We start from the raw sequence: 13,010 nt of genomic DNA, 5'->3' as shown, positions 1-13,010 counted from the left end.
ATTAAAAAACTAAGTCTACAGCAACAGCAACAACATCAGTGTCTGTATCAGTGATGTCATCTTTAAAGCGGCTAAAGTCCACTTTCAAAGCGGCTGAAGGGTGGAAGTCATAACGAGTACCAATAGTGTAAACATTACTTTTAGCTTTACCGCTTTCCAATACTTGGTTAATACCGGCGTTTAAAGCAGGTACAGCAGGAAGAGCGTTGTAACGACTACTATCGTGCTTATCATCGTTATTTTCGTAAGTTAAGTGAACAGTCCACTCATCCATACGGTAGCCTACCGACGTGTAATACTGTGTTTGCTTAGCAAGCGCGCTGTTATCAACTTCAAACTCAGTGTATTCGGCATCAAATAAAATGTCGTTGTAATCAATTGAAAAACCAAGCGCTAAGAAAGAGCCATCATCTTCGTTAACAGCAATATCATCAGCTTGATCAACAAAACCTGCATTACGCAATGTCTGCTCTAAGCCATTTAGTGCAATGCCAGCATCGGTATCGTTTTCAATCGCAATTGAGGTTTCTGCTACAAAATAAGCAGCGCGGGCACTAAACCAGTCGTAAGATAGCGTCCAGTTAATACCTGCAATATCATTTAGTTCGGTATCACCGTTTACAGAAACCACCGCAATTTTGTCGTCAAAGCTTCCATAGATAACCTGTACCGTAGAATCCCAGTCGCCTAGCTGTGTATTATGAAGAAGACTTAAACCCTCATAAGTCGAAAATGGTAAGTTATATACCGATTGTGGTGGACGAACCCAGCGATACGTGTAGCCCACATCTAAAAAGTCAGAGTAGCGATAAAAAGGCACGCGCATTTTACCTGCACTAACTTGTAGCTCATCTGTAAACTCATAAGTTAGATAAGCCCATTCAAATTCAGCATCAAAATCATCACTGCCACGAGCAACAATTTGCGCTGTGGCACTTAGTTTTTCTTGTAAATCAGCAGACAGCTGTAATGCAAACATACTCTCGTTTTTAAACGAAATGTCATCATCGTAGCCGTACAGTGTCGCGTTGTCGTCATCAAGAGTTTTACCACCAACTATTGAAGCAAAGCCGTTTATGCGAACCTCTGCTAGCGTGTTTGCAGACACAAAAGCAGCACATAGAGCTAATGCAATAGGAAGTTTTTTCATTGTGTATCCCTAATATTTAGTATGAAAATGTTGATTTCGCTTAATATTATAGTAGTAAGTTGCGAAATGGGCGACATAAGGTATGAGAAAATTGTTACCAGAGCAATAAAAAATTGTTGTTTTAATTAATAATGTTTAAAGGTGTTTTAATATTATAAATTGAGGTAGCAGTTAAAAAGTCAGTAGAGGTTATATTTATAATTTTATAGTACTTAAATGGCGTTCTACATATAAATACTTATTTATATACTTACTACATTTGCTAAATTTATTTATGATCCTCACCTTTTAATGATATTTTTAACGCAAACACCGCTGCCGCAATAAAGGATATAAAATGGCAACCAAAACAATCGATTATTACAACCAGAATGCACAAGCATTTGTAGATGCCACGCTCGATGTAGACTTAACAGAGCTTTACGATGAATTTTTACCGTTAATCCCCAAAAATGGCACGTTGTTAGATGCCGGGTGTGGCTCAGGACGCGACGCCTTCATTTTTAAAGAGCGTGGTTTTAATGTTGATGCGTTTGATATAAGCCCTGAAATTGCCAAACTCGCCTCAGAATACCTAAATCAAAAAGTGGCTGTAAGCAGTTTTCAAGCGCTTGATGATGTTGATAAATACGATGGTATTTGGTGCTGCGCAAGCTTAATTCATGTCGCAAAAAAAGACTTAACCGAGGCATTTAACAACCTTGCCCGTGCACTTAAACCACAAGGAATTGTGTACGTATCGTTTAAATACGGCGACGGTGAGCGCGAGCACAACGGCCGCGAATTTACCGACCTAAACGAGAAAATGCTTGAGAGCATTATTAAAAACACCAACCTGTTTAGTTTAAAATCGTGGCAAAGCGCCGACCAACGGCCCGAGCGAGCGTCAGAGATCTGGCTGAATGCTATTTTGCACAGAAGGACTATTTAAGTAATCTTTTAGTCTTATAGTCAATTATTAAAAATAATGTGGTACACCCCTAAAGTACCGCATTCTAGCTATAAAATCCCTCCTTAAAAATTAGATCTATTACCCCGACTACTGAAAAAGTCTATATTTTTCATCACTACTTATGCTAGATTATTTAAAACTTAACGCTAGCTTAATATCTAGTTAATAAGTATTAATTCAAACCATGGAGCGGTTTTTTAGTTTTAAGCCGCAGTAACAGGATTTAGTTATGCGCTTAAAAGCAGCCCTCATTAATTTTTTAAAGGCATAGTTTGGATATGGCTATGCAGCAACAGCTCGACTTTATCGCTTATATCCAGCGCATGCTGGTGGAAGGGGATTTTAGTGCCACTTATAAGTTTGCTTTGTTACATGCGCTTGCTGATATCAGCATTGAAAAACAGCAAATAGATCCGAATGCCCAATTACAAATAACCTTTGACGAATTAGTCGAAAAGTTTATTACCTTGTATTGGCACCAAGCATCTCCTTTTGCTGCTATTGGTAATAATAGAGACCTGTTGCTTTTACAAAACACCAATTCCAAAAAACAAGCCAAAATCATCACCACACTGCACGATGCAAAATTAAGAAACATTAACTCAGTTAGCCAATTAAAAAAGTGCAGTGATTGGGAAAACATACGTAAAACAACGTTAAAAACCATTAAAGAAGGACCGTTATGGTTATTACAAAAGCTAAATGGTAAGGAAGAGTGTTTTTTATACCCTCATGTTAAAGGCCAGCAATACATTACCTTAAATGCAGGTATTGCCAGTTGCTTTAGACGATTTTACGACTTAGTTGTTTACTTAGCCAAAAATGCATGGCTACAAAAAATTCAAAGTATTAAATACAACCAAGCGCTAATTGGCCCGCAAAGCCAACTTCATGACTTTTTATTTGGCTTTGATCGCAATGCACTCAATAAAGAAAAACCTGTATTAATAGAACTACAAAAAGGGCAGTGCTTTTATTGTCAAAAGACATTAAACAGCAAAACTGAGATTGACCACTTTATTCCGTTTACGCGTTACGCCAACGATTTAGGCCATAACTTTGTGGCAGCTCATAGTAAATGCAATAACAGCAAACGCGACTTTTTAGCTGCGCAAGAGCATCGCGAGCGCTGGCAAGAACAAAACCTCGTTATAAATAACCAGCATATAACTCGTGAGTTGAGCGATTATTTTAATTGTGATGCTGAAAAGTCACGCTCAGTGAGCGACTGGGCGTATCAAGTGGCTAGCAGTAATGGCGCAAAACTCTGGCTTGCAAAAGATAGATTTGAGTTTGCAGAAAGTGCTGTTTATTAATAGCAAAAAATGAGCTTGGTTAAGTGGCGGACGGTAAGCCAAGTTATAACGCGTAGGCTCGATTTTATATCGTGCTTTGCTTTTTGAAAACAGGTTTTAAGGCACGTATTTTTATGTGTTTTTAGGAGTTGCGAAGGGATTTAAAAACCTCTATTTGAGGTTTTATCGCGTTGGCGATGGCAACCAAAGAGAGGCTGCCGAGGAGCACACTTGATGTACAACATTGCCTAAATGGTTTTAGGTGTGATCATGGGGAATTGGAGTGTACTGGTAGATTGGTGTTACTCAAAAGATGTTTCATTTAACTCTGTTAATGAATATAGACTGAATGAAAATTGCTCTAATTATAAATAGCTGCTAGGTTTGTAACTACATAATAAGAAAGGACTCTATCTATGAAACTTAATCAAGTTTTATCTATCGTTAATCAAGTTGAAAAATCAAAATTCATTTCATGTCTCGATCGCCTTTGTTCTGATGCAGCAAAAAGTAACAAAAAACTCGCTAAAACAATAGATAACATAGATGGGCAAATAAAAAATGCATCTGGCAGTGAAATAACCCAACTGTTTAATACAGTGAGGGAGTTTTTCAAAGAGTCTGTCAAAGAGCAAATTCTGATGAGTTCTGCTCAATTAAATTTATTAGTCAATTTACTGAGCCGTGACGGGAATTGTGTTGCTCGTATCAGTTGGATTGAAACTCTTTATGCGAAAGAGTGGAAAGAACTATCTAAGCTCTCTAAGGAGCTTTTTAATTGTATAAACCAAGGTTCATCTGATGCATCAATTGATAGAGATAAAGCACTTAAAATTTATCATGCTTGTATGAGTGAAGCATATTTTAATGATCAAAAGAATAACCGTGATGCAAAGGTTACTGACGATGAGAGAAGTATCCTTAATGTACTTGCAAATCAACTAGAGCTTACCACCGATGAATGTGCAGCTATAGAGCATTTAGTGGATGTTATTCCTGAGACGGGTGTTTTAGATGCATTAAATAGTCTAAGAGATATTGGGCTTGTATTTATCAGCAAAAAACGACAAGAAGTATTTGTTCCTGATGAAATTGTTACATTATTAAATGAATTACAAGGCAAAGACTTAGCTGATAAATATGTGTTAAGAATATTAAGAACCTGCACAGATGCTGAGCTTTCAAATGCATTGAAAGCTCATGGTCGTAAGATCAGAGGCATTAGTCGCGCCGAGAAGATTCAAACTATTATTCATTCAGGTATAAGTGCATCTAAGCTTTTAAGTGATGATATCCATAATCCAGAAGACACTCAAAATCAGCGTAAAGAAAGATTAAAACAGCTAATTACTGACCTAGAAATTGATACAGATAAACTGGGTACAACACTCGATGAAAGAATTGGCTTAATTCTAAATTCACTCTCAGGGGCGACTGAAAAAGAGTTCGATTGTTTAAGCGTGAGTGGCTTTAAACAATTGTTAAAGACCTTGGAAGATCATTTTCCATCCATGCAAGCAGTTTTGAAAGAGGCTTTTGAATTAGAGCCAACAGAGATTATTGATACTGAAAAGCTTCGTTCATTGAGTATTACGCCACATGACATTTTATATCTTTTATCTAATGAAGAAGTAAAAGAAGTACGAGATGGTATGGGGTTATCAAAGCGTGGTAATCCTCGCTTTGCCATACTAGAAAGTTTCGCTAATGCAACAGACAAGTTAATAGAGAACTATGACTTATTGGCTAAAAGAGACGTTAATGCTCTTCGAGATGTTGGGGTTGAAGTTTCAGAGGTGGATTTAGGTATTAAGTTCGAAGAAGTTACAAAAGCGATATTAGAAGTTTTAGAATTGAATATTGATGAAGACTTACGCAAAGATCTAAATACGGCCAAAGATAAGGCCGATATTGTTATTTCACTGAGTGATAACGATATTATCATTGGTGAAGCTAAAACTTGCAAGAACGGTGACTTTGCTAAATATTCAACAACCTCTCGTCAAATTAAAGCTTATGTAAATCGTGCTGAGAATCAGGGCAAACGAGTTGCTCAAGTACTAATAATTGCACCGAGTTTTTCTGAGGATTTTATTGAATCTGCTGAAATGGATACAGAGGTAAACATTTCTCTTCTTGAAGCGCATGGCCTGAAGTTGATTCTTGATGCTTTTAAATCTAAACGAAACCCCAGTTTTGCGCCAAAGTTACTTACAAAAGGTGGCTTGTTGAAAGCAGAGTTAATAGCCAAGAATATATAGAAAGGTGTAGTTCCAAAGCCTAAATTACTTGCATGGTTATTTTGAACCACGTAATTGATTATTATCTTTTAAATGTATAGGTTGGTCCTTATAGGGGTAAAGCTTTTTGTATGTTGAAAGTATATGTTTAGACACCTCATGAGGTATTGCGTTACGCTAAAGAGCTTGCAGAAACGGAAAATGCATAAATATGCAAGTTATTTATGAACCACGCTTTAATTATCAGCTAGGATTACTGAAGTATTTGCATCCATTTGATGGTGAAAAGTTTGCCAAAGTAGCATCTGAACTTGATAGTGTGGATGTTGAAGTAATCCAACCGAATGAACCAATTTCTACCGATATAATTAACGAGTACCTCAATGAGCTAATGAGAAAATTGGTCTTGAGTCGAATGCTTATTTTCCGTGCCCTTGAAGTTCCTAAAATCCCTTTTGTTAGCTTTGATTTTCTAGATAAAAAAATCTTAACGCCTATGCGTTTAGCTGTTTCGGGTACTCTATTAGGTGCCGAAAAAGCGCTAGAGTCTGGCGAGACTATGTGGAATTTATCTGGTGGCTTTCATCATGCTAGTAATTTAAATATGGAAGGGTTTTGTATTTATAATGATATTGGCATTACTTACCAGCAATTACGAAAAAATGGCCATTTAAGCGAAACAGATAAAGTGTTGATTATTGACGTTGATGCTCATCATGGCAACGGTAATGCGTATTCATTTAAAGATAATGAAAACGTACATTTGTTAGATGTTTACAATGAAGATATTTACCCAACATCGAGCTTCACCCGCAATAGAGTGAATTTTCCTGTGCCATTAAAAAGCGGTGTCGAAGGCGAAGAGTATTTGACGAAACTTAATCAAGCGCTCGAATTAGTGATTGATGAATATGCTTTGGCTTTTGTAATTGCAGGAACAGATGTACTGGCCGTTGATAAACTGGGTGGCTTTAAACTGACAATAGAAGATGTTGTTGAGCGTGAAAAGAGTATTTTATCTCGTTTAAAAAGCCTAAATATACCAACCGTCGTTACTGGTGGTGGGGGTTACTCAAAACAAAGTGCGTCAGCTATTGCTGCTGCAATTAGAGCGTGTACGGCCTTATGGAAGCGTTAATTTTTTTAAAATCACAAACACCAAGCACAATGCTGTGGTGTCTGTGCATTAAAACGAGCTTTGTTTTATGCAAAGCCCGTTTCAATATCGCGGAAAGTCCATTGGCCGTTTGAGTCGGCAATATCAATTAACTCACACGCTTTTTTATTCCATGCTGCTAAGCAGGTAATGTAGTTTGTTAGTTGGTGAAAAGCGCGGTCTGGTGCATCGGGACGAATTCTTGACATTGAGTAGCTTGAATAAGTTGCGCCACTTCCTACCCAACTTACGATTGAAGAAGCAACGCCGCCGCCAGGAATAACAAAACCCGCTGTTGTTGTGACAAGGCCAAGTATTGTTGCGGCTTTTTCTACACTGTTACCCGTTTTCATAATATCTTCGCTGAGTATAGGGTGTAGTAAAGCGAGTAAGTTAGTTGCTTGGGGTTGGTTAGAAGCAACAGCAACATCATTAGATGTTTTTGGCACATTACCAGGAGCAGATGCACCTCCTCGCATAGCGGGAAGTAAACTGTTAAAAGATTTTTGGCTACGGTTACTTGTTGAAAAAGTCACAGATTCTGTACTTAAGCCGCCCGCTTTTACACGTTTTTGATCTTTTGGTGTGATGGTTGATTTATACGTTCGTTGTAAGCGACGATAAACAGCTGCGCTACATTGTGTCATTTGTATTGCTAGGGCTGCTTGATCTTTAAATTCTCGCCCGATTGCGCGATCTGAAAGTTGGGTTAACTGTGCTTTTTTCTTCAGCACGTGTTGACCAATTATAATATCCATAAAATATCCTTATTAAAATCCTATGGGCAGAATTCTATCATGATTATTTGTAATGTTAATATGCTAAAAATAAATTTTGGGTACTTTATATAGCCCTAAAATAAATAGAGTTTTGTTTAAATTATGTTATAAAAGGCATGTCAGTTCTGAGACTATTTATATTTTTTAGTCGGTAATATTTGTAGGGAAAAACAATTAACAAAATTGATGTGAAATTATGAATAAATGGATTTTATTACTCGCTAGTTTATTAGTAAGCCCAACTTCAATTGCCAACGAGCAATACTCTCAAAACCAATGCGATAACATTAAAGCTGAACGTGAGTCTATTCGTAAAAGAATGAATCGCAGTTATAGCGCACAACAAGGTGAGCGTTGGAATAAGCGCTCCGACGAGCTGTTTACTTTGCTGGCAAGACATTGCAAAAAACCGACAAGAAGCGCGGGTAATGGCGGTAATTATAGTTATCGGTCAAACCCGACAGGGCTTTTAAATACGAAAGTATATAACTCTACTGTTTATTCCAATTCATACAATGATGATGAAAAACGTAAAGCGTGGGGAGAGTTTTATAAGCTACCAGAGCGCTGTAGAGCAAAGAAAATCCAGCAAGCGGATTTTGTATGGTGTAGTGAAAACAAAGTTGAGCAAAAAGCCTTGTTTGAATCTGCTTGGAATGCCCAGCCTTAAATCAAAATTAGGCTTGTTTTTTAAGTTACTTTCTTACACGCGTAGCAGTGGCTTTATGCTGCGACGGTAAGTTATTAAAAGTAGCTTATTAAAACGCGATGTAAAATCGCTGCTACTCATTCTATAGCTCTATCACATCCCCTTGTAAGCTAGGGGTGTGAGTAATGCTGTTTTGCAGTTGCTCTATTAAGAGCTGGGCATTGGCAGAGGGGGTGCGTGAATGCGGCCAGAGGGCGTAAATAGGTCTCGCAGGTAAATTGTGTGGCGTATCTAGGTAATTAAATTGATTGGTGTTTTTTATACAGCCTATTTCACTCATAGGGAGTATGCCTGCACCATAGCCTGCTTCAATCATTTTTCTGGCAATGGTGATATCAAAACAAAAGCTTATTTGCTCATACTCTTTTTTTAATTTGTTTAGCAAACCACTGGGTAGTTGTGACTCAGAGTAGGGGATAATTAAACGTGATTTAGGTGCGCCTTGTTTTGTTATAAGTTTAATTGCAATCATACCTAGGCGTTTTTGGTAGTAGCTAGAGTCTTGTTGTTCGCCAATACGAATAGCTAAGTCAAAACGTTTTTGGCTTAACTGACTATTGGCATTGCTTGGGTATATGTGGAGGTTTAACGCAGGGTTTGCCATCGCAAATTGATTAATTGCGCCCATCAGTGGACCCGCAATGATGTTTTGTGGGCACAACAGGTAAAAGTCTTTTGCGGTAGGCGAGTCGTTTAATTGTGCTAACTGACTATTGAGAGCAAGCACTTGCTCGCCTAATTCGTTATAAAGTGACTCGCCTTTGGTGGTTAACACAATGCCTCTGGCCGTGCGTTGTAATAATGGCTCACCGAGCTTGTCTTCGAGTGTTTGAATGCGCCTAGAAAGCGTTGATAGATTCAGTCCTAAATCTTTTGCTGTTTGGCTCATGCTTTTACGGCGGGCTATTTCGATAAATAAATGCAGATCATCCAGCATACTACTCCCTCAATCTTAGTTTGCATTTTAGTGACTGTTGCTACTTGGGCTATGCAAATATAGTAACGCCAAGGAGGACATATGAAAATTCATTTTACATTTACTGCGGCATTTTCGTTTTTAATGTCGTTTTTGCTTTCGGCATGGGTTACCTATGTCAATTTAGGGCTAAGCGATACATTTTTAGCAAGCTGGATGAAGGCGTTTGCCAATGCATGGCCTGCTGCTTTTGTGGTGGCTTTTACGGTTGCGCCGCCAATAAGGGCATTGGTTTTAAAATTATACGCTAAGGAGTTAGTATGATTAATATCGTAGCAAAAATTACCCCTAAAGCAGCATTTTTTGAAGACTGTAAAGGGCGTTTACAGGGCATATTAAACGCCACTCGTGCAGAGCAGGGTTGTAATCGTTTTGAGCTGTTTGCGAGTAAAGAGCAGCGTTGTCTGTTTTTAGTTGAGCAGTTTGTATCGCAAGCTGCACTTGATGCTCATTACGAGCAGCCATACACCAAAGCTGTGTTCGCTTTTTATGAAAATGCGCTGGCACAGCCTGTTGAGGTTTCAAAAGTAGAGGTGTATTAGTTAAAAGCCAAATATAAATATTCGGTTATTAAAGCGCCTCATTATAGCTCGTTTATTACTCATAAATTGGTTGTGGGGCGCTTTACTGCATGGCCATATGGCATGGCGCGCGAAACAAGTTTCACGCCTACTCAGTCGCACTTTTAGATCATCGATAGTTTTGTAGTTAGACAAAGGAATTAGCCTTTTTGATAATAAGAAACGATACATAGGCAAATAATCGCCCCAAAGACCGAGATTAAGTGCGCAGCTCCTATAACTTTGTCGATAGGCCTTGCATATTTAGCTACAAAGCGGCCATCAAATAGTGGCGTTGGGATTCTTGAACGCTCAAAAAACATAGCAAATATATAAAACGAAACGCTTGCGCCGATACCTTTATCCCAACTAGGGGGAGATACACCATCTTTCTCCATATGCTTATCTATATACTTCACTGACACTCGATAAAACAGCACGCCTGACGCAAAAGTAACCACTGTAAATATAATGAAGGAGTAGAAAATAAAGATTTTAAAATCCATTTTGTAAATTCTCTTTTGTTTAGAGTTTATCTAAATACATGGCTGTAAATACACTGATTGTGAACCCTATCATTGTAAAAAGATGTAAGAATGCTAGTACTTTGTCTACTGACCTTGCATATTTTGCTATAAGACGGCCATCAAAAATAGGTGTGGGTAATCGCGAGCGTTTGAAAAATATTGCCATGGCATAAAAAGGGGGTACTAGCGCCAGTGCCTTTGTCCCAAAGCGGAGGAGTAACACTGTCGTTTAGCATTTGTTTATTTATGTACTCGATAGAGATGCGTGTAAATAAAACTACAAAAAGAAACGCTAAAGCCATGAATACAAACATGTTCGCTAGAACTAATTTTTCCAATGAGATCGTCATAATGGCGCCTCCTGTCATAGAGGTTAATTCAGGTAAGGCTTTTAAATAAAGTAATAATACAGAGGCAAATTATCATGCCAGCCACTGAAGTAAAATAAATTGCTGCAATTACTTTATCAATAGTCCGCGCATGTTTAGCGATAAAGCGGGCATCAAATAGTTTATTTTTAATTCTGTACTTGTTAAAAAGTATTGCAAATACATAAACCGAAGCGCTTGCTCCAATCCCTTGATCCCAACTGGGTGGGTACACGCCATCTTTTTCCATTTTTTTATTTATATGCTTAATCGACACTCTTGAAAATAAAAGAGATGAAATAAAAAAGCTGAAAAGAAAAGTTAAAAATAAGGAAGTTAAAATAGGAGCTAGAGTAAGATCCATCTATAAAATACCCCTATGAATAGTTTACGATCATAAATATTATCAATAGCCTTTTTTACGAAGCTATTAGTATTAATACACATATTTATTTTAGAAATAAGTAAAAAAACTCAGCTACAACAAAAAGTACTCTAAAATTACCATAAGGAATACGCTAATTATAAAGCCAGATGTTGATACAAGGTGCAAAAAAGCGAGAAACTTATCAATAGGCCTTGCGTGTTTGGCGACAAACCTGCCATCAAATAATGGCGTAGACTTACGAGTTCTTTTTACAAAGATAGCGAGTGCGTAAAAAGGAGCACTTGCTCCAATTCCTCTATCCCAACTAGGAGATGAAACTCCATTTTCCTGCATTTTACTTTCTATATGTCGTATTGATATTCTGGGGAATATCACAGTCATTATCATCATGAGAGCAAAGAAGAAAATTACACAATACAGGATAAAGTTAAGTACTGTCATTGCAAAAAAATCTTGTGTTAAGGGTTATCTATTATATAAAGTTTTAGCTTTTTTGTAGTGGCTACGTCATCAGTTGCTTTGATAATATAAGGCAATACAAAGACTAATGGTAGTTCCTGTAACTGAGAGAAAGTAAGCCGCTGTAATCACTCTATCAATAGGTCGTGTATGGTTAGCTATAAAGCGGGCATCAAATAGTTTATTTTTAATTCTGTAGTTGTTAAAAAGTATTGCAAATACATAAAACGAATCGCTTGCGCCGATACCTCGGTCCCAACTATGAAGGTGCAAGTCGTCTAGTTCCATTTTTTATATGCTTAATTGACACTTTTGAAAATAAAAGAGATGAAATAAAGCAAACACATATGAATGTTATTAGTAAGTAGCCTGATAAATAAGCCATAGACATTAATATACTTTCTCGAGTATAAGGTTTCCTATAGAGCATGTTTAGAAGCTTAACTTTATAACAGATAAATAAACAGGTCTATTTCCATTCCTCATGCTCTATATAAAATTAAGTTTGCTCGCAATGTCTAAGCTAAAAGTTAAATTCAAGAGGGGAAATATTAACGGGAGTTATTTAGTATATAAGCAGTTAAAATGTATTAACAAAAAAGCAGTTACTTATCATCTTTTTTAGTCATTTTAGCGCTGTTTTGTTGCAGTATTATATAAAAATGTTAGGCTGTACCTCTAACTTTTACAGTGACGTAAATTTATGATCAAAAGGATTTTATTATCAGCTTTATTCATGGCTCCTTGTTTTGCATGGGGGCAGCAAGCTCTCAGTGTTGAGCAATGCGAAAGCATGCAAGCAGAGCGAGCTGAGCTGCAATCAGCCATTCGAAAAACCCACCTACTCGATAAAATTGATTCGTACAAACAACGCTTACATAATCTTTCATCGCGCATTTCAGATAATTGCTTAACCGACGAACAAATATTAAAGCGAACTCATTCGTTTTATAACCAAGATATTGCTTATCTTGAAAACCCATTAGCTAAACCCTTATCTGAGCAAGGTTATATTAGTAAACAAGCAGCGTGGGAGCGTTATTATGTTATTCCTTCGCGTTGTTTACACAGGCCTTTAAATATTCAATATTTAGATTGGTGTATCGAGAATAAACAGGTTCAGTTTCAGCAGTTTGATATGTTGTGGCAGCAAAAAAGTGCGCAGTATGAAAGAGCTGAGGCTAAATCGACAGATTCCTTTCACGAGTTTGTATTACCGAGTAAGTCTGAACGAGCTAGAATAATGGCTGAACGGGAGTTAAAGCGTTATAGCTACACTAACGATACAATTCTACCAACAAATATTATTGTGTTATGTGCGTTAGCCGTAACGGTGTTCTTTTCGCTTATCTTTATTTTTCACTTTTTAATGCGCCCACGTCCTGCTATTAAAGACTAAGTTAGAGTGCAATAAACTATGAATAGTTTATTGCACTCTAACTAATATCAAC

Annotated in this window: 14 protein-coding genes; 8 read left to right on the top strand and 6 right to left on the bottom strand. The window is 37.4% G+C overall.

Going from position 1 to position 13,010, the window contains the following annotated elements:
* Position 1: 1 nt before the first annotated feature.
* On the bottom strand, positions 2–1,150 hold the full coding sequence (locus L3Q70_RS16820) for a porin (RefSeq protein WP_130151967.1): 1,149 nt from the start codon (positions 1,148–1,150) through the stop codon (positions 2–4).
* Between the two features lie 337 nt (positions 1,151–1,487).
* Between L3Q70_RS16820 and L3Q70_RS16815 the strand changes: the two genes are divergently transcribed.
* The 4 genes from L3Q70_RS16815 to L3Q70_RS16800 all read left to right on the top strand — a co-directional run bounded on the left by L3Q70_RS16815 (position 1,488) and on the right by L3Q70_RS16800 (position 6,775).
* Positions 1,488–2,081: a class I SAM-dependent methyltransferase gene (locus tag L3Q70_RS16815; RefSeq protein WP_237115493.1), complete on the top strand. Its 594-nt coding sequence runs from the start codon at positions 1,488–1,490 to the stop codon at positions 2,079–2,081.
* Positions 2,082–2,386: 305 nt separating this feature from the next.
* On the top strand, positions 2,387–3,418 hold the full coding sequence (locus L3Q70_RS16810) for an HNH endonuclease (RefSeq protein WP_237115492.1): 1,032 nt from the start codon (positions 2,387–2,389) through the stop codon (positions 3,416–3,418).
* A gap of 395 nt (positions 3,419–3,813) precedes the next feature.
* The gene (locus L3Q70_RS16805; RefSeq protein WP_237115491.1) at positions 3,814–5,658 is read left to right on the top strand and encodes a hypothetical protein; all 1,845 of its coding nucleotides are present in this window, start codon (positions 3,814–3,816) and stop codon (positions 5,656–5,658) included.
* 190 nt (positions 5,659–5,848) lie between these two features.
* On the top strand, positions 5,849–6,775 hold the full coding sequence (locus L3Q70_RS16800; protein ID WP_237115490.1) for a histone deacetylase: 927 nt from the start codon (positions 5,849–5,851) through the stop codon (positions 6,773–6,775).
* A 65-nt stretch (positions 6,776–6,840) separates the two neighbouring features.
* Here the strand turns inward: L3Q70_RS16800 and L3Q70_RS16795 are convergent, their stop codons facing one another.
* Entirely contained in the window at positions 6,841–7,551 is a 711-nt protein-coding gene (locus L3Q70_RS16795) for a hypothetical protein (protein WP_062567774.1), read from the bottom strand.
* Between the two features lie 217 nt (positions 7,552–7,768).
* Between L3Q70_RS16795 and L3Q70_RS16790 the strand changes: the two genes are divergently transcribed.
* On the top strand, positions 7,769–8,242 hold the full coding sequence (locus L3Q70_RS16790) for a hypothetical protein (protein WP_237115489.1): 474 nt from the start codon (positions 7,769–7,771) through the stop codon (positions 8,240–8,242).
* Positions 8,243–8,363: 121 nt separating this feature from the next.
* Here L3Q70_RS16790 and L3Q70_RS16785 read toward each other — a convergent pair whose 3' ends face one another.
* Positions 8,364–9,218 carry a LysR family transcriptional regulator gene (locus L3Q70_RS16785; RefSeq protein ID WP_237115488.1) on the bottom strand — a complete coding sequence of 285 codons (855 nt, stop codon included), beginning with the start codon at positions 9,216–9,218 and terminating at the stop codon, positions 8,364–8,366.
* 81 nt (positions 9,219–9,299) lie between these two features.
* On the opposite strand from L3Q70_RS16785, the gene L3Q70_RS16780 reads away from it, so the two are divergent.
* Both L3Q70_RS16780 and L3Q70_RS16775 read left to right on the top strand, forming a co-directional pair.
* Positions 9,300–9,521, top strand: a complete 222-nt coding sequence (locus L3Q70_RS16780) for a DUF2798 domain-containing protein (protein ID WP_062567771.1) — start codon at positions 9,300–9,302, stop codon at positions 9,519–9,521.
* Complete coding sequence (locus L3Q70_RS16775) at positions 9,518–9,799, top strand: antibiotic biosynthesis monooxygenase (RefSeq protein WP_062567770.1); 282 nt, start codon at positions 9,518–9,520, stop codon at positions 9,797–9,799. Before L3Q70_RS16780 ends, L3Q70_RS16775 begins: the two co-directional genes overlap by 4 nt.
* Positions 9,800–9,978: 179 nt before the next feature.
* Here L3Q70_RS16775 and L3Q70_RS16770 read toward each other — a convergent pair whose 3' ends face one another.
* The 3 genes from L3Q70_RS16770 to L3Q70_RS16760 form a co-directional block, all read right to left on the bottom strand.
* Complete coding sequence (locus tag L3Q70_RS16770) at positions 9,979–10,323, bottom strand: hypothetical protein (RefSeq protein ID WP_237115487.1); 345 nt, start codon at positions 10,321–10,323, stop codon at positions 9,979–9,981.
* Between the two features lie 140 nt (positions 10,324–10,463).
* Positions 10,464–10,694, bottom strand: coding sequence for a hypothetical protein (locus L3Q70_RS16765; RefSeq protein WP_237115486.1), 231 nt, complete (start codon positions 10,692–10,694; stop codon positions 10,464–10,466).
* 28 nt (positions 10,695–10,722) lie between these two features.
* Positions 10,723–11,076, bottom strand: coding sequence for a hypothetical protein (locus L3Q70_RS16760; protein ID WP_237115485.1), 354 nt, complete (start codon positions 11,074–11,076; stop codon positions 10,723–10,725).
* A 1,186-nt stretch (positions 11,077–12,262) separates the two neighbouring features.
* Here L3Q70_RS16760 and L3Q70_RS16755 point away from each other — a divergent pair.
* Positions 12,263–12,958 carry a hypothetical protein gene (locus L3Q70_RS16755; protein WP_237115484.1) on the top strand — a complete coding sequence of 232 codons (696 nt, stop codon included), beginning with the start codon at positions 12,263–12,265 and terminating at the stop codon, positions 12,956–12,958.
* Positions 12,959–13,010: the final 52 nt, after the last annotated feature.

The sequence above is a fragment of the Pseudoalteromonas sp. CF6-2 genome, assembly GCF_021729425.1.
Classification (GTDB): domain Bacteria; phylum Pseudomonadota; class Gammaproteobacteria; order Enterobacterales; family Alteromonadaceae; genus Pseudoalteromonas; species Pseudoalteromonas arabiensis.
Note: the sequence above shows the minus strand (reverse complement) of the source record. Positions and strands in the feature narration are given on the sequence as shown.

What these genes read in the sequence shown, in the direction of transcription:
- L3Q70_RS16820 (WP_130151967.1), bottom strand. Translation starts at nt 1,150, where the DNA reads ATGAAAAAACTTCCTATTGCATTAGCTCTATGTGCTGCTTTTGTGTCT.
- L3Q70_RS16815 (WP_237115493.1), top strand. Translation starts at nt 1,488, where the DNA reads ATGGCAACCAAAACAATCGATTATTACAACCAGAATGCACAAGCATTT.
- L3Q70_RS16810 (WP_237115492.1), top strand. Translation starts at nt 2,387, where the DNA reads ATGCAGCAACAGCTCGACTTTATCGCTTATATCCAGCGCATGCTGGTG.
- L3Q70_RS16805 (WP_237115491.1), top strand. Translation starts at nt 3,814, where the DNA reads ATGAAACTTAATCAAGTTTTATCTATCGTTAATCAAGTTGAAAAATCA.
- L3Q70_RS16800 (WP_237115490.1), top strand. Translation starts at nt 5,849, where the DNA reads ATGCAAGTTATTTATGAACCACGCTTTAATTATCAGCTAGGATTACTG.
- L3Q70_RS16795 (WP_062567774.1), bottom strand. Translation starts at nt 7,551, where the DNA reads ATGGATATTATAATTGGTCAACACGTGCTGAAGAAAAAAGCACAGTTA.
- L3Q70_RS16790 (WP_237115489.1), top strand. Translation starts at nt 7,769, where the DNA reads ATGAATAAATGGATTTTATTACTCGCTAGTTTATTAGTAAGCCCAACT.
- L3Q70_RS16785 (WP_237115488.1), bottom strand. Translation starts at nt 9,218, where the DNA reads ATGCTGGATGATCTGCATTTATTTATCGAAATAGCCCGCCGTAAAAGC.
- L3Q70_RS16780 (WP_062567771.1), top strand. Translation starts at nt 9,300, where the DNA reads ATGAAAATTCATTTTACATTTACTGCGGCATTTTCGTTTTTAATGTCG.
- L3Q70_RS16775 (WP_062567770.1), top strand. Translation starts at nt 9,518, where the DNA reads ATGATTAATATCGTAGCAAAAATTACCCCTAAAGCAGCATTTTTTGAA.
- L3Q70_RS16770 (WP_237115487.1), bottom strand. Translation starts at nt 10,323, where the DNA reads ATGGATTTTAAAATCTTTATTTTCTACTCCTTCATTATATTTACAGTG.
- L3Q70_RS16765 (WP_237115486.1), bottom strand. Translation starts at nt 10,694, where the DNA reads ATGACGATCTCATTGGAAAAATTAGTTCTAGCGAACATGTTTGTATTC.
- L3Q70_RS16760 (WP_237115485.1), bottom strand. Translation starts at nt 11,076, where the DNA reads ATGGATCTTACTCTAGCTCCTATTTTAACTTCCTTATTTTTAACTTTT.
- L3Q70_RS16755 (WP_237115484.1), top strand. Translation starts at nt 12,263, where the DNA reads ATGATCAAAAGGATTTTATTATCAGCTTTATTCATGGCTCCTTGTTTT.